Raw genomic sequence first — 22,437 nt, 5'->3', positions numbered from 1 at the left:
ATTGAATCCGCGATCCATAATTTTACTCCATAATCTTACTCCATAATCTTACTCCAATGCCGGGCTTGAAGCGAAACAATAGGTTACAGAATCCGCCAAATCAAGGATAATGCAGATGATGAATACTGACCAGTTAGTGCAGTTATTTCGACCAGCCGTTGCCGCCCAATCGATTATTTCCGAAAAAACCTCGCTCCGAGTCTATGAAAGCGATGGATTGAGCGCTTATCGCCAACCGCCTCGGCTGGTGGTGTTGCCGCAATCCATTGCTCAGGTTCAAGGCGTGCTGGCGATTTGCCAGCAACATGCCATTCCTGTGGTTAGCCGTGGCGCCGGCACCGGTTTATCCGGCGGCGCATTGCCGCATAAGGACGGCATTGTTGTTAGCCTAGCCAAGATGAATAAAATAATGTCGGTGGATGCGCTGAACCGCATGGCCACGCTGCAGCCCGGCGTCCGCAACCTGGCCATTTCTGAAGCGGTCGAGAGCCTGGGCTTGTATTATGCGCCCGACCCATCGTCGCAGATTGCCTGTACCATCGGCGGCAATGTGGCGGAGAATGCCGGCGGCGTGCATTGCCTGAAATATGGTCTGACCTTGCATAATGTCGTGGGCGTGAAAGTGGCGACCATGGAAGGGGAATTGGTCGATATCGGCGGCGATGGCACAGGTTGCATGGACTGTCCCGGATTTGACTTGCTGTCGCTGATGGTCGGCTCCGAGGGGATGCTGGGAATCGTGGTCGAGGTCACGGTCAGACTATTGCCTATTCCCCAATGCGCGAAAGTAATCATGGGTGTTTTCGATTCGGTAAAAAACGCCGGCGATAGCGTGGCCGGCATTGTCGGCAACGGCATTATTCCCGCAGGCATTGAAATGATGGATAACCTGGCGATCCGCGCGGCCGAGGATTTTGTCGGCGCGGGCTATCCGGTGGAAGCCAAGGCCATGTTGTTATGCGAGTTGGACGGGACTGAGCCAGAAGTGGATGAGCAAATCCGACAGGTTGAAACGCTGTTTCGGGATAACGGCGCAATCGATACTCGAGTGGCGAAAGATGAGCCGGAAAGAGCGCTGTTTTGGTCGGGCAGAAAAGCCGCTTTCGCGGCGATGGGCAGAATATCTCCAGACTACTACTGCATCGACGGCACCATTCCACGACGATCATTGGGCCATGTATTAACCGAAATAAACAACCTTTCTGAACAGTATCAGTTGCGCGTCGCCAATGTGTTTCACGCCGGCGACGGCAATCTGCATCCGTTAATTTTGTACGATGCCAATATTCCGGGAGAACTTGATAAGACTGAGGCATTAGGCAGCAAGATATTACAACTTTGTATTGATGTGGGCGGCACCATTACCGGCGAACACGGCGTGGGGGTGGAAAAAATCGGCGAGATGTGCATTCAGTTTTCCGACCAGGAGCGCGAGCAGTTTCATCGAATTCGGCGCTGTTTCGATCCCAAATCCCTGCTCAATCCTGGCAAAGCGATTCCCAGCCTGGCTCGATGCGCCGAACACAACGCCATGCACGTCCACCACGGCCAACTGCCGTTTGCGCACTTGGAGCGTTTCTAATGCCGCCGCACGACCCATGTCCATGAACATAGGGGAGCAGTTGCAACAGCGCGTGCTTGCCGCAAGGCAATCATCAACGCCATTGGCGATTTGTGGCGGAAACAGCAAGACATTCTACGGCCGTGAAATCATCGGCCAGCCAATCAGCGTGGCCCAACATTCGGGCGTTATCGATTATCACCCGACCGAGTTGGTCATCACCGCCCGCGCCGGCACGCCGCTGCGGGAAATCATGGAATTGCTTGGAAAAAACAACCAAATGCTGGGCTTTGAACCCCCGCTGTTTTCAGATTCCGCAACCTTGGGCGGCGCCATTGCCAGTGGTTTATCCGGACCAAGCCGGCCTTTTTCCGGCCCGGTGAATCATTTCGTGCTTGGCGTTAAGGTGCTAAGCGGTCGCGGCGAAGTGCTGCGATTCGGCGGCCAGGTAATCAAGAATGTTGCCGGGTTTGATGTGTCGAGATTGCTGACCGGCTCTCTGGGCTGCTTGGGCGTGTTGCTGGAGATTTCGTTGAAAGCGGTGCCAAAACCGGCAACAGAATTAACCCTGGTGCTGCGCCATGCCGATGCTGATGCGGCGATCGTGTTCATGAACGAGTTGGCGAGCAAGCCGCTACCCCTGTCCGCCGCGGCCTGGCTTGACGGCGAAACGCGCATTCGTCTGTCCGGCAGTCAAGTAGGGGTGGCGACGGCGGCGGACAATATAGGAGGCGAAGTGGATGCCGACGGCGCGGCGTTCTGGGCCGGGATTCGGGAACAGACTCATGAGTTTTTCGCCGACCGGTCACCGTTGCTCAGGGGCTCGGTCGCGCCCGCCACAAAAATGTTTTGCCGGAATAAACCCCAACTCATCGATTGGGGCGGAGGATTGCGTTGGTATTCATGCGCTGAGCGTGATAGTCACCACGTGCGGGAATTTGAGGATGCGGTGAAATCCGCACAAGGTCATGTTACCCGCTTTCGTAACGGCGATCGAACAAACGAGGTGTTCGCGCCGCTGCCCGACATGATTTTGAAACTTCATCAACGCTTAAAAACCCAATTCGACCCGGATGGAATTTTGAATCCCGGCAGAATGTATCGCGCCCTTTGATTAGCGCGCGTCATGTAAATTTCTCATGTAAATTTCCCATGCAAACTTCCCTGGCACCTGAATTTGCTGAGACCGCCAAAGGCAAGGAAGCCGAAGCGATTATTCGCAAATGCGTGCATTGCGGTTTTTGCAATGCGACCTGTCCCACCTATCAGTTGCTGGGCGACGAGCTCGATGGCCCACGCGGACGAATCTATCTGATCAAGCAATTGCTTGAAGGAGAGCCCGCCAATGATCAAATGACCTTGCACCTCGATCGTTGCCTGACCTGCCGCGCCTGCGAGACCACCTGCCCGTCGGGCGTGGAGTACGGAAAGTTGCTGGCCATTGGGCGCGCTGCCTTGCACACGGCCAATCAGCGGAGTTTAGTCGATCAACTCAGGCGGATTGTGGTTGCGAAAGTGGTTGGAAACGCCAAGGTTTTCGACCTGTTGCTGCGTTTTGGCAGGGCGATGCGGCCGATTTTGCCGGCCGCGCTAAAATCCAAAGTGCCCGCGGCGGCGCCGATTTCATCCACGCCATCGCGCGCGACCCACCGGCCCGCTTGGCCCGCGCCGCGGCATGGCCGCACCATGGTGGCGTTGGCCGGTTGCGTCCAGGGGTCGTTATCGCCAATGACCAATTTGGCCGCAGCGGTGGTGTTGGACAAACTTGGCATTACCCTTATTGAAGCAGCCGGAGCCGGATGTTGTGGCGCGCTGGATTTGCATACCACCAATGAAAACCGAGCCAAAAAGTGTGCCGAAGCGCTAATCGACAAATGGTGGCCTTACCTTGCGCAAGGGGTCGAAAGGTTTGTCATGACCGCCAGTGGCTGCGGCGTGACCATCATGGCGTATCCGCACCTGTTCCAGGACGAACCCGATTATCTGGAAAAGGCCAAGGCTATTTCCGCGAAAACGGTTGACCTTTGTGAGGTCATCGACAACGAGATGAGCAACGGCATGGACCAAGAAATTGCCCCGGCGTTTCGCGTGCAGGACAGTTCGCAAAAAGTGGCGTTCCATGCTCCCTGCACCTTGCAACACGGTCTATTACAGCGGGGCCAAAAAATCAGCGGCACCGTGGAAAAAATTTTGCAACGGGTGGGTTACTCATTGTGCAACGTCAAAGACGCGCATTTATGTTGTGGTTCTGCCGGGACCTATTCCATTTTTCAGCCGGAAATTTCCAGCCAATTACGTCAAGCCAAACTGCGCGCATTGTATAACGATAATCCGGACATCGTGTGCACCGCCAATGTGGGCTGCCAAGTTCATCTGAATATGAATGGCCACACCAGGGTCCAGCATTGGGTGGAGTTGCTGCTATAGTTCATGCCCGTCGGCATAAAAATCGCTTGCATCGCGCCTGCGGCTTCGCTATCATGCGCTTCCATTTCGCCCTTGCGCCCAATCAATCACAGCAATGAAAACATTTTCCGCCAATCCTGATAAAGTCAAGCGCGATTGGTTTGTGGTCGATGCCAATAACAAGGTTCTTGGCCGATTGGCGGCTGAAATCGCCCATCGGCTTAGAGGAAAACACAAACCGGAATTCACGCCGCATGTGGATACCGGCGACTATATCGTGGTCGTCAATGCCGAGAAAGTCGCGCTGACTGGCAATAAGGCTAACGCTAAAAAATATTATCGCCACAGTGGCTATCCCGGCGGCATCAAGGAAACCTCGTTCAAGGAGATGATCGAAAAACATCCGGCCCGGGTGATTGAAACCGCGGTCAAGGGCATGTTGCCGCGCAACAAGTTGGGCCGAGCGATGTTTTCCAAGTTAAAGGTGTACGCGGGCGATCAACATGATCACCAGGCCCAGCAACCCAAAGTTCTGGAAATTTAATTTAAGCCCAATACACTCTTCCCAATACACTCTTCCCAATACACTTGATTGAACATGGCGCAAACACAAAAAACTTACCAAGGCACAGGCCGTCGCAAGTCATCCACCGCCAGGGTTCGCCTGCAACTCGGCAAAGGCAGCATCCTGATTAACAAAAAACCGATTGAATACTATTTTGGTCGTGAAACCGCGCGCATGATTGTGCGCCAACCACTGGAACTCGTGGAAATGTCAGACAAAGTGGATATCAAGGTAAACGTAAATGGCGGCGGAAACAGCGGCCAGGCTGGCGCAATTAGACTCGGTATAACCCGCGCGCTGTTGAATTACGATGAAGAACTGCGCGGTTGCCTGCGACAAGCGGGATTCGTGACCCGCGACTCCAGGGAAGTGGAGCGCAAAAAATTCGGTTTGCATAAAGCCCGAAAACGGCCGCAATACTCTAAACGATAATCGCCGCATTGCCAGGTTGTTTGCCAGGCGCCGCTTCTCTTCTCACTCCGTCGTCATTATCGGGCTTGACCCGATAATCCAGTGAAACATTCGCGGCGCAAGCCGCTACATTACCCGGCTGTGAGGTCGGCACTCGCTCTGGACTTTGTGGCGTTGGCAGATTTTTGCTCCCGGCAAAATCTGCACTTCCGCCGTCCTTGGCGGTCGGCAAATAATTGCTCCCGGCAAAATCTGCACTTCCGCCGTCCTTGGCGGTCGGCAAATAATTGTTCCCGGCAAAATCTGCACTTCCGCCGTCCTTGGCGGTCGGCAAATAATTGTTCCCGACAAAATCTGCACTTCCGCCGTCCTTGGCGGTCGGCAACCACCCATTCGCCGCACGTTAGCGTGGCGGATCATTGCCGTGGCGGGAGCGCGGATATCCGCTTGTCGCCCGATTGACATCATGCGGTGGCCTCGCCGCACTTTCCATCCAACACCCCTTCGTCCTGCAATACTTCGATGGCCGGGGCGAGTTCGGCTGCATAGTTGCGCCAGCGCTCGCGCGAGGTGGTGTAGATGCCTTGCCGGACTTGCCAGATGCTGGCGGTGCGCACCGCGGTGTCGGAGGCTTGTAGATCAAGGCAAGCCGCATCCCACGGCAACTTGACCGCCGCAATCAGCTTGCGGGTTTCGGCTTCCTGGTCGCCGACCAGGGTCTCGTATTGAACGGTGTGAATGTCATCGGCGAACACCCGGCGCCAGTGGCGCATCAAGCGGTGATAGCGCACATAATAGCGCGCCAGCACTTTCAGGTCATACACAAAACTGATGTCGGAGGCGTATAACTGAAAGTAGTTGGAGGTGATCACATCCAGCGGATGGCGGTGGCAATGGACGATGGCGGCATCGGGAAACAGCGCCTTAATCAACCACAGATGGACGAAGTTAAACGGCATCTTGTCGGTGAAAAAGGGCGTACGCAGGTCGTGCAAACGCAACACCCAGGAAAGATAGTGCTGCGCTTCCGCGCCCAGCGCCGCGCCATCGACTTGCAGGAAATCGCGCGGATAGACGCGCATCGGCTCGGCGCGCTTTTCCAGGCGGGCGATGGTTTTCTCGATGCACGGCAACTCGCCGCAGCCGCTTACCTGCGGATGGCGGGATATAATCTGCTCGACCAGCGTGGTGCCGCTGCGCGGCATGCCGAGAATAAATATGGGATTGTGCTCAAAGGCGGCTTCGCTGACGCGCGCTGGCCGCTCGGTGAAGACTTCCGGCACGCCGTCGATGTGCGCGAAATAGCGGTCGAAGTCAAGGCGCGACTCGGCGAATTTCAACCGGTTGCCAACCGCGTAGGTGGCGAACGCGCGCGCGTATTCGCCGACATCGTCATACACCTTGCCCAGCGCGAACGCGAGTTTGGTGCGGGTGAAGTCATCTAAATCATCGGCTTGCCACTGGCGTTCTATGGCTTGCGCGTCGCGGTCGTCCAGGGATGAAAACTTTTTCATCGCCACCAAGTTGCGGTAGGTTTCGGCGTAACCTGGATTCAATGCTATGGCGCGGCGGTAGCATCGTTCGGCGGACGATTTTTCGCCGCGGGAGGAATGCGCCAGTCCGCGATTGTTCTGGTATTCGGCATGGTCGGGGGCGAGGCGGATGGCTTTTTGGTAGCAGTCCGCGGCCTTGCCAACGCTGTCAAGTTGAAAATACGCGCTGCCTAATGCGTTCCACACGCGCGCCGTGTCGATCGTCTTGGCTATCGTTTTGGCGGCCGTCTTAGTCATCGTTTTGGCTGGCGTCATCGCCAGCAACTCGCGGGCGACCTCGATCACGCCGAAGTAATCCTTGACCATCTCGTTGAGCGACATCTCCAGCAGCATCACCTCGTGGTCTTTGCCGAATGCCGCTTTCAGCGCGCTCACCGCCTCGGCGGCCTCGCCATAGCGTTTGAGATCCAGCAAAATTTGTCCCTGCAGCAAGCGATCACGCTTTTGCGGACTGCCCTGTTCCAGCAACGGCCGGGCGATCTCCAGGGCAGCTTGCGCGTCGCCGCATTGCATCATGGAATTGGCCAGATTATGCCGCGCATCGCCGTTGTCCGGCTCGATTTTCAGGGCGCGGCGGAACGCGTCGCCGGCCGCTTCATGCTCATTTTTCTCGGCGTGAAGCGTGCCCGCGAGGTTCAGCGCGCGCGCATGGTCGGGCGCGATCCTGAGCGCGGCTTCGGCGCTTTGCATAGCCGCGTCCGCTTGCTCCATCGCCTTTTGCGACAAGCCGAGATTGACCACGGCGTCGGCGTTGTCGGGCTGCAGGCGAATCGCCCGCAAATACGCGCCCGCGGCTGATGAATGGCGGCCCGAATGTTGGCAACTCAGCCCCAGGTTATACCAAGCCACGGCGCTGTCGGGAATCGCCTTGACCAGTTTTTCGAAACTCCTGACCGCGCCCGCGGCATCGCCGCGCTGCAGTTTTTCAACCGCGTTGGCAAATAGCCGTTTTGTTTTTTCAGCCGAGCGATTCTTGCTCATGCAAAGTCAACCGTTTGAAATTTTTTGATGGGAAAGACGATAAAACCGATAGCGGATTTTAGCAGACATCGTTAGTCATGGTCGCCGCCGCGTTGCAGGGACGGGTTTTGGCGGTTCTTTTCCCGTCATTGTCGGGCTTGACCCGATCATCCAGTGAGACACGCGCGGTGCCTTTATAATGGCGGCATTATTAATGTAGCAGGTGTCCGGGCTCAGACACAAATGAGACGAATAAGAGGATAAAAATAAAGCCTGCGTATCCAATCATATGACCGCAGTCCCGCAATCTGCAATGGCTTAGCGAGGCTGAAGCCTCACTTCCGGCCACCTGATTTTGTCTAATATGCGGTGAACCCGGACAGCGGGTATTTCACATCAGCGAGTCATGGTATCATTAGCGGGATAGTTGTCGGTGTTGACAACACAACGATGGCCGACATGGCATCAAAACCATAGGCACTGAACCCGCGCATGAATTGACAGACCGCAATGAATCTACTCGACCAATTTATTTCATCCTTTGGCGACAACATCGGCCAGGTATATGCCCTTCTCGTATTGCTCGCCACCTTGATGGCCAGTTTGCTGAGCCGGGTTGTGGTTTCGAGGCTGACGCAGTATTCCCGTCGTTCGGCGACCTTGTGGGACGATGCCTTCGCGCAATCGCTGGGCGCGCCGCTGCGCGTTTTGCTGTGGGTGGTGGGGCTGAGTATTGCCGTGGATCTGGCGCTGGTTAACGTGGATGCAGCCTTCGCGAAAATGATCAGCCCGGCTCGGGATCTGGGCATCATTGTCGCGATTGCCTGGTTTCTGATTCGTTTCATCAAGCGCGCGCAAAGCAATGTCATTGCCAAGAAAACAGCAGCCGGGGAGCATATCGACAAAGCGGCGGTGGATGTTATCGGCAAGGTCTCGCGGCTAATTGTAGTCATAGTCGCATTTCTGGTGGCCATGCAAACGCTGGGTTTCAGTATCGCCGGCGTGCTCACATTCGGCGGCGTCGGCGGCATTGCCATTGGCTTTGCCGCAAAAGACCTGCTCTCGAATTTTTTTGGCGGGTTTATTATTTATCTGGACCGACCGTTCTCGGAAGGCGAGTGGATTAGCTCCCCGGACCGGGATATAGAGGGCAGCGTCGAGCAGATCGGCTGGCGCGTGACCCGCATCAGAAAATTCGATAGCCGCCCGCTGTATGTCCCCAACTCGGTGTTCGCCACCATTGCCATCGAAAACCCATCGCGCATGTCCAACCGCCGAATCTATGAAACCATCGGCATCCGTTATGAAGACGCGGGCACCATGGAAAACATCGTCGCTCAGGTCACCGCGTATTTGAAAGCCCATGCCGAGATAGACCAGGAGCGAACCATTATGGTGAATTTCACCACTTTCGCAGCGTCGTCATTGGACTTCTTTGTGTATTGCTTCACCAAGACGCAAACCGGCGTGGAATTTTACCGAATAAAACAGGAAATCCTGTTGCATATTCTCAAAATCATCGAGGACAATAACGCCGAATGCGCGTTCCCAACCACCACGGTGCATTTGCAAAGCGATGACGGCGCGCCGGCGTGACGGTGGCGGCGCCGGCGGTGTGGCGGCGGCGCGACGACGCTTGCTTTTTCCCCGTGACACGACTGCTTCGCGGTCACCGTGACCGCCACCGCCGCCCCTAGCCCGTCATTCCAACGAAAGTTGGAATCCAGTCATTTATTCGTCCCGCGTAGCGGGACACAAAACCATAATGTCGCCGTCGTCACATATTTGTGTTTTCACCATGTGGTGGTCGCTCCTGCACGTCCCGCGCCCGCGGCATACGACCGCCAGGGATGGCGGAAGTGTCGATACCGTATGGAACGAGTATCGACCATGCCATCCGTGGCAATATTGTCTGGAACAAAAAATCGCCAGGAGCGATTTTTCGCGCAAGCCCCGCAGGAGCGCGTATCAAGGACGATACGCGCAAAAATCTGCACTTGTTGTGGTGCGCCGCGCCTAACGCCGAAAATCCTGCGCTCAATTTCGCGGTCACAGTGACCGTCGCCACTTTCATCGCCACCGCCGTCGCCCCCTAGCCCGTCATTCCAACGAAAGTTGGAATCCAGTAAAACATTCGTCCCGCGTAGCGGGACACAAAACCATAATGTCGCCGTCGTCACATATTTAATGTGTCTTCACCTGTGGTGGTCGCTCCTGCGCATCCATGCGCCCGCGGCATACGACCGCCAGGAACGGCGGAAGGGCAGATTTTGTCTGGAACAAAAATCTGCCCTGCCAGCCATGGCAAAAACGGCGAAATGGCATGGCGAGCGCGGCGACGGTGTGGCGGTGGTGACGATGACGGTATACCGGTCAAGCAGCGGCGTTAAGACAACGCGATTTAAAAATTGTCATACTCGAATTTGTTTTTGCAGTTGACTATTTTTGAGAGCAACGCAGGATGCGCACCCACCATCTTTAATACTTGTCTCAGCGCGTATAAATCGGGGTTTATGTTTTCATATTTCGGTCCCTATGCTGGACAAATGCGACCAACGGTTTCTGACACCTTTAAGGACTTCAATATAGCCTTGATCTTGGCGATGCAGACTTCTTTTTCTGGCGATGCGTTTCCAGTTATGCAATAACACTTGTAGTAACGCGCTCAAATCCAGATCTTCAAGAGTGGTATGCCCGCCATCTTTAATGTTTCTTGTTGCATCCGCGCTCACACTTTCAAGCACGCATTTTTGCCACCAATCCTTTTCGATTTCCGGCAAGGCTTCACTTAAAAATTTTGCAATAACAGGATTGGCATCATCCAGAAACTGACGAACCTCGTTTTCTAATTCCTTGTTCCTTGTGGGCAATAAATTTTCTCGTTTACGAATTGCCTGTATTTCTTTCTCAACCTTATGGTAATAAGGTTCAGTTTTATACCGTGGGAAACCAACGCAGCCTACGATGTTATAACCATTGTTTTTCAACTTCGGCTCTAGCAATCTACAAACAGTGCCTTTCTTCATCAAAATAATCGGCGTTTCTTTACTCACGCCATAATATTCAAAGTCAGATAGCAACAGGGGGAGGTCGCGAATTATGATTTCGTCTTTCCTCTCGGGTGGCAGCTGATTGACCGGCGTATAGGTCGCATCAAGCAATAAATAACCGGCCTGCTGAAAATCCCAAAGTCCCGCTTGCTTGGTGTCATATTCGCGCCGCATAAATGCTCGCATCAATGTTGCAAACAATGTCTCATCCGCCGCCCCTTGCGAGTCATAGAAAAACTTTCCGCTTGCTGGCGGCGATTCAGCAATCACCACGGCTTTTGGTTGATCAGGTCGAAACGCGTCAATCAGGTTTCTATAATAGGCTTTGTCGTATGCCATAGGTTTAAACAAGTTTTGATATATTGTTGATTTGTGCCATCGTATCAGGCATCAAAATATCGGGTGACCGTACTCCACCACGTAATCATATCTTCCGCCTTACTCGCCACCTATAATTATTCCTCGACGCTTGGCGGCGATGTGCTGCGGCTTCAGTTTAGCCGCCGCCAGCGTGACCGTCACCGCCAAGTCATTTCACCGACAGCACTCTGATCAAGTCGGTGCTGCCGGCCTGCCGCGAGTTGCCGGCGGTCAGGATCAGCACGTCGTTGTCCTTGACATAGCCGAGCGCCTTGGCTTTGGATATCGCGAACGTGATCTTTTCCTCGTCCGAGCCATCGCCGTCATAGTGCATCGCCAATACCCCCCAGTTCATCGACAGTTGGGCGACCACTGGCTTGGAAGTGGTGATCGCGAGAATCGGACAGTATGGGCGATATTTGGAAATAAGCCGCGACGTGAATCCGGTTTCGGTCAAGGCGATGATCGCCGCCGCGTTCAAATGATTGGCCATGGCTATCGACGCCTGGGCGACCGCCTCGGTGACTTCATTGGACGGGTTGGGTTCGATTTGCTGCAGATAGCCATACTGGCGCAGCCCGGCTTCGGCTTCCATGGCCAGCCGCACCATGGTCTGCACCGTCTCCACCGGCCGGCGGCCGACCGCGGTTTCTCCCGATAGCATGACCGCGGAAGTGCCGTCAAAAATCGCATTGGCAACGTCGCTGACCTCGGCGCGGGTCGGTCTGGGATTGCGCTCCATGGAGTCCAGCATTTGCGTGGCGGTAATGACCGGTTTGCCCTGCGAGACCGTGGCGCGGATGATTTGCTTTTGAATGGTAGGGCCTTGCCCCATTTCCAGTTCCACGCCGAGGTCGCCGCGCGCCACCATGATGCCGTTGGCGGCGTCGATGATGGCGGTTAAGTTTTCCACGCCCTCGCGGTTTTCGATTTTCGCGATGATGGGAATGTCCGCGCCGCGGCTTTTTATTTGGTCGCGTAACGCCACCACTTCGCTGGCATTGCGAATAAAAGAGGCGGCGATGTATTGCACTTCGTTGGACACTGCAAAATCAATTTCCCGGGCGTCATTGGAAGGGATATCGTCGAACGCCGTTTTATTGTCGGGCAGATTAACGCCTTTGGTGTTGCGCAGAACGCCGCCGCATTCAACCCGACATTCAATGATTGAGCCCGCTACTTTGGTCACGATAAGCTCAATTTGACCATCGTTCACCAGAATTCGATCATCCGGCTTGGTATGGCGATATAAGTTTGCATAAGAAACCGAAACGCCGCGCTCATCCCCTTTTCGGCCATCCGCATAAAGCGAAAATTTCTGATTGCGCTGCAGCAGCACGCCGTCCGATTTTAAGGCGGATTTCAAGGTGCCGGTGCGGATTTCGCGACCGCGGGTGTCGACCATGATGGCGATGACGCGCTCCGCCTCATGCGCCGCCTGACGCACCCGTTGCAGGGTTGCGGTGTGCGCTTTGACATCGCCATGCGACATGTTCAAGCGAGCGACATTCATGCCCGCGCCAATCATCGCCTTTAGGGTATCGACGTTATCGCAGGCCGGGCCGATAGTGGCGATGACCTTGGTTTTGCGCAATTTCGGTGTTGTCTTCAGTTTGATTTCTCCAGTATTATCACTAGGGCATTATCACTCGCGATTATAGTCTAATCACTGACCGAATCGCCATTTTGGTCTGGTTTTATGGGCGCGCTTGGTCTACATTTAGCGCAGCCATAGAAAATGAATATCATGATTAAAACCTATTTTTTGCAAGCCAGGCATTGGCAATTGTGCTTGCTGATGGTCACGCCCTATGCGGTGTATAAACTCACCGGGTTTGGCCATAACCCGATGGACTGGGGGTTTTTACTGCTGTACTTCATGCTGGTGACGCTGGGCTGGCTATACAGCGTCGGCAGCGCCGCCAACGATAAACTCGCTGCGCAGTTCAAAATTCCGTTGTTATATTTTCAATTGGCAACTATCGTTCCATTTATCTATTTGCCGATCATGGTATTTTGGGGGTTAGCGCCGATGTCTCGCGGGGAAATACAGCAGCCGCCGCAGGGGTTGATGTTGATTCATTTCGCCGCGCTGTTCGCTTTCGGTTATTGCATCTGGTACACCGCCAAGCAATTTACCACACTGCGAAACAACGAACAATCCGCCTTTATCGATTATTACCTGGCGTTCATGGGATTTTGGTTCGGGTTTGTTGGCGTGTGGTTTCTGCAGCCCAAAATATCCGAATTGCTTCATCCGACCCAACGCGGCAGGTGACTGCGCATATTTCGAAAGCCCGGTCGCTTTTTTATATCATGTCGCGGTTGTATATCATGTTGCGATTTTATATCTTCTTGCTGCCGGCGTGCTTGTTCGTGTTTGCCTATCCGGTCATTCGGCTCAGCCATTGGTATGGCGCAGGACCCGGCCTCAACCTTTATCATGCCCTGTTAATCTGGGCGTTCAGCGTGGCCGCCATGCTGTATTCGTTTCACGGCCCGAAAATGAAAATTCGATATCCGGTAGTGCACTGGATGGGCATCAGCTTTGTGTTCGCCGTGCTGACGTTGTTAGCCGAAGGGCTCAGGCTGATTCTGCCGCTAGCGGATGCGCTGGTTGCGCAGGGCGTGCTCGTGGCTGGCGCGCTGGTCGTCTTGTTTTCCATCTTGCTGGCGCATCATCTGTCGGTAAAGCGACTGCAAATATTCAGCCGCAAGGTCAGCCGCAGTTACCGCGTGGCGCAAATCAGCGACGTCCACATCGGCTCGCGCCAGGGCGGTTTCATGCGCAGAATCGTGGCGCGGCTAAACGCCCTGGACGCGGATTATGTGGTGGTGACTGGCGACCTGATAGACAGCAGCACCGTGGACTATGATGCGCTTGAGTCGATCAAGCACATCAATGCGCCGACATTTTTTGTCATCGGCAATCACGAGCGTTATGTCGGTCTGCCGAAAATCATTGCCCTGGCCGAGCGGCTCGGGATGATAACGCTCAGGCAGGAATCGGCGGTGCGCGAACAGTTGGTGTTTTTGGGCATTGATGACGCCGACCATAAAGATCAGGTGGCGCAGCACCTGCCGAGCATTGACAAGGATCCGGATAAATTCAGCATCCTGTTGTACCATCGCCCGCTCGGATGGGAGTCGGCGATTGAGCACGGCATTGACTTGATGTTATCCGGGCATACCCACAACGGCCAGATATTTCCGTTTAATCTTATGGTTAAACAACAGTACAATCGGATCACAGGCCTGTATCGGCAGGGGGATTCTCATCTCTATGTTTCTGCCGGCAGCGGAACCTGGGGGCCATGCATGCGCTTGGGATCGTTAAATGAAATTACCGTGTTCGAGATAAAACCAGCGTGACCTCAAGCCCGAATCAACTTGCGTAACCAGCGTCAGACCGGCGCGCTTGGCAGCCTATGAAAATCACCGCCCTGCAGGTGGCCGCTTATATTCTAAATTGCATCAGAATTCGCACCAAGCCCTGTAAATACTTTCAGTTGAATTCGCCCTGCTTTAATGCGAAACATGGCATTTTTTCCAAAAAGGAAATGGATCGGCTGATTCCGCAAAAATGGCGGTTGCGGCATAACTATTTGCATCAGGACCATTTACAGCGGCAACATGATGACGGCGCTTGCCAACCCGAACGCTACCCGGTATTTGTCAAGCCGGAGTGGGGGCAGAACGCCCGCGGCGTATTCAGGGCGGACGACGCCGCGGCGCTGGCGAAGATTCGGCAAACTGCCTGCGCCACAAAAAATCGTGGCAAAACTCGCGGCAACGCTCAGGTCCGATGGTTAATCCAGCCGGGCGCCGCGGAACAACGCGAGTTTGAAATATTTTCCATATTGCACCATGCGGACAAAAATCGTTACGCCGAATTGACCATCACCGAAGTCATCAATGCCCGCGAAGTCAATCCGGTTAACAGCATATACAATCCAGACACGGCCTACCGTGAAATCACCGACAACTTTTCAGAACCGCAGAAGCAAGCGCTCTGGAAACTGCTCGGGCAAATTGGGCGCTTCGGCATTTCCCGGGCAAGCCTGCGGGCCGATTCCATCGAGCAAATGCTGGCCGGCAAATTTCATGTGATTGAAGTGAACTTGTTTGCGCCGATGCCGATTAACATGCTTGACCCAAAATACAGCAATCGCGAACGATGGCAAATGATTCGGCGTTACATGTCAGCCCTGGCGAGAATCACGAAATATCGAGACCAGAGCCTGCCAGAAAAACCGGTGTTCACAAAAATTATGCTATACAACCGCCAAAACCCGTTGTTGAATTGGATGCGAGAACGACTATGAGGCGATTAAAGGCGCTAATTTACGCCTGGATTAGCGCGCGTTATATGCACGGCTGCAGCAACTATAATTCCTTGCAGAGCAGACGCGGCTGCCGCTCGAAAGCGCAGAGTCGGGCGACATTCGCCAAAAACGGGGTGCCGCATGCCCGCGGACTGGTTTTTTTCTGGCCCTGGCGCGCCTATCAATTCGCCAAGCAACACGGTTTTCCGGTGGTGGTCAAGCCCAATGTCAGCGGCTATTCGCGCGGCAGTTATTTTCCGATCGACCGCCATGGCGAATTGTGCAAAGCGATTTTTTGGGCGAAGGCATGGTGGCCGGTTACGGTTATTGAACAATATTTAAAAGGCGCAAATTACCGGGTGTTAGCCACCGATCATGGATTGGTGTCGGTAATCCGTCGTTATCCGCCCTTTGTCACCGGCAATGGCAAGGATTCAATCGCCACGCTGATTGATGATGAAAATAAGATGCGGGCAAAAATGGAACTGCACCCAACAATTTTCCCGATTGCAAAAAGCGCGTCGGTGATCAAGCATCTGAAAAAACAAGCGCTGACTCTGGATTCCGTTCCGGCGCAGGGAAAACAGGTGGAGCTGTTCCATCGCGTCGCGCTAGCGCCCGGCGGGGTGGTTGAAACCATTGATCAAAACACCATTGCCGAAGACAATAAAACGCTGTTCATGGCGGTGGTGAAAATGTTTGGCGCCAATGTGCTGGGCATTGATGTTATTTTCGAACAAGGCATCGAGACCAGCCATAAACGACAAAAATGTATTTTTATCGAAGTGAATTCAAGACCTTATCTGAACATGCATTATTATCCGAGATATGGAGAAGTCGAAGATTTTAGTGCCTCTTTGGCGGAACTGGACGAATTGGACATTTCCGACAAGGATATCTTTTGAATGCTGCCTAATAGTAGAACCTTCTATCAGTATTTAGGTGTTCACGCGCTGCTAATCGGCATATTTCCGTTCTATATTCCCGTCTATGCGTGGAAACAAGGGTTTAGCGTCGGCGATGTATCGTTGTTTATTTCCCTGGCCGGGTTAGGGTTTTGTCTTGGTCTTTGGATATGGGACCGGCTACGGCTGAAAATCAACCTGTCGGCACTGATCGGAATATCCTTGATACTGGAAATTCTGCTTTTGTTTAATGTCCATATTCTGGAAATGGACCGACCGGTTTTGTTGACTTTAGGGGTAACCTATGGCGTTTATAACAGTTTTTTCTGGACCACTCAACGCGCTTTGTTCTTTGATTTGATTGACCTTGAATCATCCGGCCGGCGTTACGGAAATTTTCAGATATTTGTCGGCGTGTTGTTGCAAGCGGGGATATTAATAGGCGGATTTCTGCTGGAGAAAACAAACTTTATTTACCTGTTATGGGTATCGGCAGTTATCGCGCTGATTGGTTTTTTTGTCGTTACACGGACCAAACCGCGCTATCCAAAAACACTTTCTCTGCACAAAAGCCTGAAACTGAAAGAGGTCTTTAATTTTAAGGATCAAGAAAACTCAAAGTTTATTTTTGTTGTGGACGGATTCTTTTTGTACGCAGAAAGTTTCTTTTGGTTGATTACCCTGTTTCTTTTAGCGCAGGAAAGTTTTAGCAAACTGGGCGTAATGGTGTTGTCCCTGGCGGCAATCTTCGGCGTTTTGTTCTACTTGTTAAAAAATGTCATAGACCGATTAGGACGCAAGCGGGTATATACGTTAGCGGTCGGATTGTATGTGTTGTCCTGGGTGTTGCGAGCAGTCGCCCACGACCGGCTTTCGCTGGAGATTTTATATCTGTTTTTGGTGGTGATTACATTTTGCACTTCATTTTTTCGACTGGCCATGAATAAACGATTTTATGACCTGGCCAAGCTCACTCTATCGCACGATTATCTGGTTTTGAAAAGCTATTATTCTCAAATCAGCATCGCGCTGGTCTTCGGCGTATTTGGTTTTACCACCTATCAATTGCCGGGTAGCGAAACGCTGCTTGTGCCGATTTACTGGACCGCCGCTGTATTTGCCCTGACCTATTTTCTGTATGGCGCGCGGCGCGCCACCACCTGAAACAGCGCCACCCTACAAGCGGATTTATAATCTGCCGTGCACTGCGTTAGCGGCAATTTTGGCGTAACTGTCGGCATCGTGGTCAATCGGATTGGTGGCCGCCGAGGGATCCGCCACCGCCATTTCCCCGATCTCATCGAGTCGGTTATCATCGATACCGATGTCCTGTAGTGTATTGGGGATGTTGATGCTTTCCCGTAACTCAAGCACCCAATCAAGAAAAGGCTCAAAACCAGATCCGATGTCGAGGTAACGACCAAGCCGGGTGATCGGCCGCTCGATGGCATCTCGGTTTGCCATCAGCACATAGGGCATTAAAACCGCATTCAATGTTCCATGGTGAGCGTCATAGAGTGCGCCGAGCGGATGCGACAAGGCGTGCATCGCACCAAGCCCTTTCTGGAACGCAGTGGCGCCCATGGAAGAGGCCACCAGCATTTGAGTTCGTGCGGCGATATCACCGCCGTTTGCAACTGCGGTGGGCAAATATTCCTTTACCAGCCGGATGCCTTCGATGGCAATGCCTTCTGCCATGGGATGAAAAAGCGGCGAGCAAAACGCTTCCAGGCTGTGGGATAACGCATCCATTCCGGTTGCCGCAGTGAGTTGCGCGGGCAGCCCAAGCGTAAGTTCGGGATCGAGGATAACGCAGTCCGGGGACATGCGCGGATGAAAAATGATGACTTTCCGATGTTGCTGTTGATTGACAATAACCGAGGCGCGGCCCACTTCAGAGCCGGTGCCCGCCGTGGTCGGGACGGCAATGATAGGCGGGATTTTGCTGGCGTCGGCGCGCCGCCAGTTGTCGCCGATATCCTCTAAATCCCACATTGAGCATGGCTGATCCACGGCAACGGCGACCGCCTTGCCCGCGTCCAGGGCACTGCCGCCGCCGAAGGCAATGACGCCGTCGTGTTTTCCTTTTTTGTAAACCGCAATGCCATGCTCCACGTTCGCGCCGGTTGGATTGGATTTGACATCACTAAATACCTGAATGCCTAATCCGGCTTCCGTACAAATATCAACCACATTCTGCACCATCGGCAACGCCGCCACCCCCGGATCAGTCACCAATAGCGGCGCGGTTATTTTGTATAACGCACAGACCTCGGCGATTTCCGCAATACGGCCAACGCCGACGCGCATAGCGGTGGGATAGTTCCAGTTTGCTTTCATATTGGAGGATAATGCCGCAAATCATCGGTAGCAAAAAGCAGAGCGAGGGACGAGCGGTGCTTTTGGTAGTCCGTGTTGATTTGCATTGTTATGTTTTATTCATAATGTGTCCGTAGCTGAAGAACCTTTACAACCTTTTCATCCTTAAACACTTGATACACCAATCGATGTTGAATATTGATTCGACGAGAATATGCCCCAACAAGATCACCAACAAGCTTTTCATATGGCGGAGGACTTTGAAATGGATTTATTCTTATAATATCAAGTAATTTCTGTGTTTTTTTCTTTAGTCCGGCTTCTGCTATCCTCCTGGCATCTTTCTGTGCTTGTTTGGTATAAACAATTTGCCAAGTCACCAATCCAACTCCTTATGACATTCCGAAACTGGTTCTTTCATTCCGGCCAGAATAGATTCACGCATTCCAGGCATTGACAATAAATGGAGTGTTTCTGATATGGAGTTCCAATCTTCTTCAGAAACTAAAACAGCATTATGCCTCTTTCCTGTAATTACGATAGGCTTGTGTGTTTCTGATGTTTCATCAATTAGATTATACAGTTTGGCTCTTGCTTCTGTTGCGTTAAGAATTGTCATTTTTGTAATCTCCTTGCCTGAATGTATGATAATACGTACGCTTATGCAAGGAAATGTCCGGGTTCACCACATTATGAGAATTATGAGACAAAATCAGGTCGCCAAGGTGAGTTGCCGATAATACGCCATCGGTGTCATTAAATCCAAACTATGTATAAGTCCACCACTTTTGGCACTCGGGTTGATATTGAATGAGGAAGTTTACAGGAGATTGCAAGCCGAGGCTATGGATGTGGCAGGACGGTGTTGTAGTCGAGTAGCCAAGCGGCCAGTTTGCGGTTAAAGCCGGCCAAGTCATGGAACAGTTGATCCTCGTGGTAATCGACAAACTGCTCTTGGAGGGCGCGGTTGAAGCGTTCGACATGGGCGTTCATTTTGGGCGAGTGGTGCTTTTTGGCATCAGAGTGCATGTGATTGTTATACATTATGTTGCTTGAACCTCCAGCAACATTAACTGCTCTGGTTTTTTTGGTTGTTTGTATTCATAAATTGATATGTCGTAATTAGTTATAATAGCTTCTACTATAGGATTACGATTTTTCTCGCTACCACCAACGTGATAAAAGTGCTCTCGCGTTAAGATATTAAATTCTTCCCACAATGAATCAATGTACTCATTTTTCCTATAGTCATTATGATGCCAAGTAGAAAGAATAAATTTGCTTGGGCTGTTTGACAGAACTCTATATAGCGTTTTTTCATGCGCACCATCCCAACCATTGTAATAATTTGCATGTCTATCAATATAAGGGGGGTCACAGTAAATAATATCCCCTGGATTTCCACTGGTAATCGTTTCTTCAAAAGACTGACACTTAAACGAAAATTCCTTTGCTTGAAACAAGCGATAAATATGGGAGACTTGGTTTACAATTTTAGTAACATAAGATTGAGCAAAACGTTGTGGCTTTTTGCAAAAAGGAGTATTAAACCCACCTTTTCGATTAAACCGAATCATTCCATTAAATCCCGCTCTATTGAGAAAAAGGAAATCTAAAGGCATGTGCTTTTCATTGAATCTATCCCTTATTTCATAATAATGGATTTCACCCTTTTCTAATAAGCTAGAACCTTCTTTTTCCAAATATTGCTTTACAATTTCTGGTGTTATCTCTCTATTAGAAATTGCTTGATAGAAATTAACTAAGTGTGGGTTGGTATCACATAAAAGAGCATGTTTAGGCGCAAGATTGAAAGCAACAACCCCAGTACCCATAAAAGGCTCTATCCATTTCCCATTAAATTCATGTGGCACAATACTATCAATCCAAGGAACAAGTTTTGTCTTTATTCCTTGTGATTTAATTGGTGGTACGTTTACCTTCATTTTTTACCCTTATTTAGTGCTCGGGTATGTTTTGGTACAATTTGTGAAATATCCCCTTTACGGTATTCAACAAAGTCTTTTAGTGCGGTTATTTTATTAGTACCTCCTTTTCCGTCAGGAATAGTGATTTTATTGTAATTCATCCAATAGTCATCAAACCACGATTCCCCCAATTTTGAAAACATACCATTTTCGTTAATTATGTCGTTGATATTATTGATGCTACCTATATTTGCAGTATTACCGCTACCACTTTTATCACTAGCGATTCTCCATTTTTCAGCCACAAAAAATTGAAAATCTCTCACAACCGATGCAATAGAATGAAGCTCACCAATTGTATGGCTTCTAGTTTCGTCAATAGTAGAACCATCAATACGGTTATAAATAATCCCTAAACAAAAATGTCCAGTGTATGAGCCATACGGAAATTGAATATTTTTTGTGCTTGTTCTGTCTTCAAAATATTTTCCATGAGATCCAAGTGTAAAACCGTTGCATATAAATGGTTTCTTTGGATCTCTATATGTTGTTTTGAAATCAACAGCAAATTTAATATTTTCGTCATCAGTCTTTACCAATGAAATATCTGGATAGTAGTTTTGATGTTCAGCAAGGACAATTTTATAACCATATTGCTTCGCAAATTCCATGACTTTTGGAAATAGATGAATTTCAAGAATTTTAGAAACAATCTTAGTATCAGAAGAAATCGTATAGATATTCTGAAACACATCTATAAATCCTTTGACAGTCCATTGACCATCATCGGTACTGATGTGTTTTTGTAGCCCGTCAACAAACTCCTTGATCTGATTTTCAAATTCTTCTCTAATTGTCATTTATTTTCTATGCCTCTTTTTATACATAACATTATTAGTCAAGAGACAACGATAAAGGGCAATGATCAGAGCCCATTTGATCATGCAAATATTCGACATTTTTTATGCGCTGCAATTGCGCCTGGTCGATCAGAAAATAATCGATGCGCCAGCCGACATTGCGTTCGCGGCCGTGGCTTATCATATGCCACCAGGAATAAACGTCGGTGACGCCGGGGTTGCGTTGCCGCCATACATCAACCCAGCCATCCGCGACCAGCCGATCCATCCACGCTCGTTCCTTGGGATGAAACCCGATCTTGCCCTCGTTCTCTTTGGGCCGCGCAAGGTCAATTTCGGTGTGCGCCACATTCATATCGCCGCCAACCAGCACGATGCTGCCTTGTGCGCGCAATACATTCATATAGTCGTGAACACTATCAAAAAATTCGAGCTTTTCAGCCCAGGCCTGTTCGCTTTTGCCGCCATTGGGGAAGTAAATAGATAACAGGTCCCATTGTTGTTCTCCTTCCTCGCGTCCTTCTTCATGTCGTTCAAGCGTAAAACTCAAGTGAGAAAGCCGGCCTTCATCCGCATTGGGCGCATTCGGAATTCGGGTTTTGAACTTGGCATTATTGAGTTTTTTAAATACCGACTCTTTGACCCAAAGCGCGCTGCCCGCATAACCCTTTTTCTCGGCACTGCTGTAGTGCTGCCGGTAATCATCATTGTCAGTTAAAAACGCGCTGAACTGATCAGCGCTTCCCTTGATTTCCTGAATCATCAGCACATCGGGTTTTTGCTCGGCCAGCAAATTTTGAATCTCGCCTTTGCGCTCTACGGCGCGAATGCCATTCACATTCCAGGTAATAATTTTCATGGGTGCATTTTACACAACGGCGCGCCTTATACAACAAACGGTTTTTGGATACAGCGGCGCGCGGGCAAAGACTAAACTTATTTTATGGTCTGTTCTGGACAACCAATCCATATCGTCTCTAGTCCATTGTTTCAATTGGTTTGATTAAGGCTTTGGGGTCACCTTTGGGTCGCTGTTAAAATGCTATTCATGCTCCTTCAAAACAGCGAAAAATGTCGTTGCGCCGGGTTCCAAAAATTCGCAATAGCATTGATGTGTTAGGCCATTGATAGACTTGATGCTTGTTAGCAAATCTTTGCTATGACTATACGCAAATGTTTGCATTCCAAAATGCCTAAGGTATTATTTGAATTGAATCGCTTGCGTCGGCGCGTT

At 51.3% G+C, this 22,437-nt stretch carries 22 protein-coding genes and 1 pseudogene; 12 read left to right on the top strand and 11 right to left on the bottom strand.

Features of this window, described 5'->3' with window-relative positions; translation table 11 throughout:
- Window positions 1-118 precede the first annotated feature (118 nt).
- The 5 genes from ACP158_RS00495 (at window position 119) to rpsI (ending at window position 4,964) form a co-directional block, all read left to right on the top strand.
- Window positions 119-1,582, top strand: a complete 1,464-nt coding sequence (locus tag ACP158_RS00495) for an FAD-linked oxidase C-terminal domain-containing protein (RefSeq protein WP_424948490.1) — start codon at window positions 119-121, stop codon at window positions 1,580-1,582.
- A gap of 16 nt (window positions 1,583-1,598) precedes the next feature.
- Entirely contained in the window at window positions 1,599-2,675 is a 1,077-nt protein-coding gene (glcE, locus tag ACP158_RS00490; RefSeq protein ID WP_424947066.1) for a glycolate oxidase subunit GlcE, read from the top strand.
- A gap of 38 nt (window positions 2,676-2,713) precedes the next feature.
- On the top strand, window positions 2,714-3,988 hold the full coding sequence (glcF, locus tag ACP158_RS00485) for a glycolate oxidase subunit GlcF (RefSeq protein ID WP_424947065.1): 1,275 nt from the start codon (window positions 2,714-2,716) through the stop codon (window positions 3,986-3,988).
- Between the two features lie 94 nt (window positions 3,989-4,082).
- Window positions 4,083-4,511: a 50S ribosomal protein L13 gene (gene rplM, locus ACP158_RS00480; protein ID WP_424947064.1), complete on the top strand. Its 429-nt coding sequence runs from the start codon at window positions 4,083-4,085 to the stop codon at window positions 4,509-4,511.
- Window positions 4,512-4,565: 54 nt separating this feature from the next.
- Window positions 4,566-4,964: a 30S ribosomal protein S9 gene (gene rpsI / locus ACP158_RS00475; RefSeq protein WP_424947063.1), complete on the top strand. Its 399-nt coding sequence runs from the start codon at window positions 4,566-4,568 to the stop codon at window positions 4,962-4,964.
- Here the strand turns inward: rpsI and ACP158_RS00470 are convergent.
- Both ACP158_RS00470 and ACP158_RS00465 read right to left on the bottom strand, forming a co-directional pair.
- The gene (locus ACP158_RS00470) at window positions 4,954-5,328 is read right to left on the bottom strand and encodes a hypothetical protein (protein ID WP_424947062.1); all 375 of its coding nucleotides are present in this window, start codon (window positions 5,326-5,328) and stop codon (window positions 4,954-4,956) included. The two genes, rpsI and ACP158_RS00470, sit on opposite strands and share 11 nt — an antisense overlap.
- Window positions 5,329-5,407: 79 nt before the next feature.
- A complete protein-coding gene (locus ACP158_RS00465) occupies window positions 5,408-7,477 on the bottom strand; it encodes a sulfotransferase (RefSeq protein ID WP_424947061.1) in 2,070 nt (689 codons plus the stop codon).
- Between the two features lie 489 nt (window positions 7,478-7,966).
- Here ACP158_RS00465 and ACP158_RS00460 point away from each other — a divergent pair, with 489 nt between their 5' ends.
- Both ACP158_RS00460 and ACP158_RS00455 read left to right on the top strand, forming a co-directional pair.
- Entirely contained in the window at window positions 7,967-9,052 is a 1,086-nt protein-coding gene (locus ACP158_RS00460) for a mechanosensitive ion channel family protein (protein WP_424947060.1), read from the top strand.
- 263 nt (window positions 9,053-9,315) lie between these two features.
- Window positions 9,316-9,552: a hypothetical protein gene (locus tag ACP158_RS00455; protein ID WP_424947059.1), complete on the top strand. Its 237-nt coding sequence runs from the start codon at window positions 9,316-9,318 to the stop codon at window positions 9,550-9,552.
- Window positions 9,553-9,975: 423 nt separating this feature from the next.
- Here ACP158_RS00455 and ACP158_RS00450 read toward each other — a convergent pair whose 3' ends face one another.
- Complete coding sequence (locus tag ACP158_RS00450; RefSeq protein WP_424947058.1) at window positions 9,976-10,857, bottom strand: Swt1 family HEPN domain-containing protein; 882 nt, start codon at window positions 10,855-10,857, stop codon at window positions 9,976-9,978.
- 178 nt (window positions 10,858-11,035) lie between these two features.
- Window positions 11,036-12,460 (bottom strand): pyruvate kinase, encoded by a 1,425-nt coding sequence (gene pyk / locus ACP158_RS00445; protein ID WP_424947057.1) that lies wholly within the window; start codon window positions 12,458-12,460, stop codon window positions 11,036-11,038.
- 144 nt (window positions 12,461-12,604) lie between these two features.
- Here pyk and ACP158_RS00440 point away from each other — a divergent pair, with 144 nt between their 5' ends.
- Genes ACP158_RS00440 through ACP158_RS00420 form a run of 5 tightly spaced genes read left to right on the top strand, consistent with a single transcriptional unit; the run spans window position 12,605 to window position 17,260 of the window.
- Window positions 12,605-13,144 carry a hypothetical protein gene (locus ACP158_RS00440; RefSeq protein WP_424947056.1) on the top strand — a complete coding sequence of 180 codons (540 nt, stop codon included), beginning with the start codon at window positions 12,605-12,607 and terminating at the stop codon, window positions 13,142-13,144.
- A 38-nt stretch (window positions 13,145-13,182) separates the two neighbouring features.
- Window positions 13,183-14,238 carry a metallophosphoesterase gene (locus tag ACP158_RS00435; RefSeq protein WP_424947055.1) on the top strand — a complete coding sequence of 352 codons (1,056 nt, stop codon included), beginning with the start codon at window positions 13,183-13,185 and terminating at the stop codon, window positions 14,236-14,238.
- A 56-nt stretch (window positions 14,239-14,294) separates the two neighbouring features.
- Window positions 14,295-15,191: a hypothetical protein gene (locus ACP158_RS00430; RefSeq protein WP_424947054.1), complete on the top strand. Its 897-nt coding sequence runs from the start codon at window positions 14,295-14,297 to the stop codon at window positions 15,189-15,191.
- Window positions 15,188-16,096 carry a cyanophycin synthetase gene (locus tag ACP158_RS00425; RefSeq protein WP_424947053.1) on the top strand — a complete coding sequence of 303 codons (909 nt, stop codon included), beginning with the start codon at window positions 15,188-15,190 and terminating at the stop codon, window positions 16,094-16,096. Before ACP158_RS00430 ends, ACP158_RS00425 begins: the two co-directional genes overlap by 4 nt.
- Window positions 16,097-17,260, top strand: coding sequence for an MFS transporter (locus ACP158_RS00420; protein ID WP_424947052.1), 1,164 nt, complete (start codon window positions 16,097-16,099; stop codon window positions 17,258-17,260).
- Window positions 17,261-17,284: 24 nt separating this feature from the next.
- On the opposite strand, the gene ACP158_RS00415 is transcribed toward ACP158_RS00420, so the two are convergent.
- From ACP158_RS00415 to ACP158_RS00385, 7 genes and pseudogenes are all read right to left on the bottom strand, one after another.
- Window positions 17,285-18,436 (bottom strand): iron-containing alcohol dehydrogenase, encoded by a 1,152-nt coding sequence (locus ACP158_RS00415; protein WP_424947051.1) that lies wholly within the window; start codon window positions 18,434-18,436, stop codon window positions 17,285-17,287.
- Window positions 18,437-18,531: 95 nt separating this feature from the next.
- The gene (locus ACP158_RS00410) at window positions 18,532-18,795 is read right to left on the bottom strand and encodes a Txe/YoeB family addiction module toxin (protein ID WP_424947050.1); all 264 of its coding nucleotides are present in this window, start codon (window positions 18,793-18,795) and stop codon (window positions 18,532-18,534) included.
- The gene (locus tag ACP158_RS00405; protein WP_424947049.1) at window positions 18,792-19,034 is read right to left on the bottom strand and encodes a type II toxin-antitoxin system Phd/YefM family antitoxin; all 243 of its coding nucleotides are present in this window, start codon (window positions 19,032-19,034) and stop codon (window positions 18,792-18,794) included. The genes ACP158_RS00410 and ACP158_RS00405 overlap by 4 nt, the downstream gene beginning before the upstream one ends.
- Before the next feature lie 148 nt (window positions 19,035-19,182).
- Window positions 19,183-19,417: pseudogene (locus ACP158_RS00400) on the bottom strand (integrase core domain-containing protein); the annotation flags it as partial.
- 41 nt (window positions 19,418-19,458) lie between these two features.
- Complete coding sequence (locus tag ACP158_RS00395; RefSeq protein WP_424947048.1) at window positions 19,459-20,361, bottom strand: DNA adenine methylase; 903 nt, start codon at window positions 20,359-20,361, stop codon at window positions 19,459-19,461.
- On the bottom strand, window positions 20,358-21,203 hold the full coding sequence (locus ACP158_RS00390; protein WP_424947047.1) for a type II restriction endonuclease: 846 nt from the start codon (window positions 21,201-21,203) through the stop codon (window positions 20,358-20,360). The genes ACP158_RS00395 and ACP158_RS00390 overlap by 4 nt, the downstream gene beginning before the upstream one ends.
- Window positions 21,204-21,237: 34 nt before the next feature.
- Window positions 21,238-22,062: an exodeoxyribonuclease III gene (locus ACP158_RS00385; protein ID WP_424947046.1), complete on the bottom strand. Its 825-nt coding sequence runs from the start codon at window positions 22,060-22,062 to the stop codon at window positions 21,238-21,240.
- Between the last annotated feature and the right edge of the window lie 375 nt (window positions 22,063-22,437).

Origin of the sequence: Candidatus Spongiihabitans sp., from assembly GCF_965247905.1 — a bacterium.
Lineage (GTDB): Bacteria > Pseudomonadota > Gammaproteobacteria > Arenicellales > Poriferihabitantaceae > Spongiihabitans.
The sequence above is the reverse complement of the archived record's forward strand: the minus strand, read 5'-3'. Positions and strand labels throughout refer to the sequence as shown.

What these genes read in the sequence shown, in the direction of transcription:
- ACP158_RS00415 (WP_424947051.1), bottom strand. Translation starts at nt 18,436, where the DNA reads ATGAAAGCAAACTGGAACTATCCCACCGCTATGCGCGTCGGCGTTGGC.
- ACP158_RS00440 (WP_424947056.1), top strand. Translation starts at nt 12,605, where the DNA reads ATGAATATCATGATTAAAACCTATTTTTTGCAAGCCAGGCATTGGCAA.
- ACP158_RS00405 (WP_424947049.1), bottom strand. Translation starts at nt 19,034, where the DNA reads ATGACAATTCTTAACGCAACAGAAGCAAGAGCCAAACTGTATAATCTA.
- ACP158_RS00390 (WP_424947047.1), bottom strand. Translation starts at nt 21,203, where the DNA reads ATGACAATTAGAGAAGAATTTGAAAATCAGATCAAGGAGTTTGTTGAC.
- ACP158_RS00435 (WP_424947055.1), top strand. Translation starts at nt 13,183, where the DNA reads ATGTCGCGGTTGTATATCATGTTGCGATTTTATATCTTCTTGCTGCCG.
- rplM (WP_424947064.1), top strand. Translation starts at nt 4,083, where the DNA reads ATGAAAACATTTTCCGCCAATCCTGATAAAGTCAAGCGCGATTGGTTT.
- ACP158_RS00395 (WP_424947048.1), bottom strand. Translation starts at nt 20,361, where the DNA reads ATGAAGGTAAACGTACCACCAATTAAATCACAAGGAATAAAGACAAAA.
- ACP158_RS00430 (WP_424947054.1), top strand. Translation starts at nt 14,295, where the DNA reads ATGAAAATCACCGCCCTGCAGGTGGCCGCTTATATTCTAAATTGCATC.
- ACP158_RS00420 (WP_424947052.1), top strand. Translation starts at nt 16,097, where the DNA reads ATGCTGCCTAATAGTAGAACCTTCTATCAGTATTTAGGTGTTCACGCG.
- ACP158_RS00465 (WP_424947061.1), bottom strand. Translation starts at nt 7,477, where the DNA reads ATGAGCAAGAATCGCTCGGCTGAAAAAACAAAACGGCTATTTGCCAAC.
- glcF (WP_424947065.1), top strand. Translation starts at nt 2,714, where the DNA reads ATGCAAACTTCCCTGGCACCTGAATTTGCTGAGACCGCCAAAGGCAAG.
- ACP158_RS00460 (WP_424947060.1), top strand. Translation starts at nt 7,967, where the DNA reads ATGAATCTACTCGACCAATTTATTTCATCCTTTGGCGACAACATCGGC.
- glcE (WP_424947066.1), top strand. Translation starts at nt 1,599, where the DNA reads ATGTCCATGAACATAGGGGAGCAGTTGCAACAGCGCGTGCTTGCCGCA.
- rpsI (WP_424947063.1), top strand. Translation starts at nt 4,566, where the DNA reads ATGGCGCAAACACAAAAAACTTACCAAGGCACAGGCCGTCGCAAGTCA.
- ACP158_RS00385 (WP_424947046.1), bottom strand. Translation starts at nt 22,062, where the DNA reads ATGAAAATTATTACCTGGAATGTGAATGGCATTCGCGCCGTAGAGCGC.
- ACP158_RS00495 (WP_424948490.1), top strand. Translation starts at nt 119, where the DNA reads ATGAATACTGACCAGTTAGTGCAGTTATTTCGACCAGCCGTTGCCGCC.
- ACP158_RS00425 (WP_424947053.1), top strand. Translation starts at nt 15,188, where the DNA reads ATGAGGCGATTAAAGGCGCTAATTTACGCCTGGATTAGCGCGCGTTAT.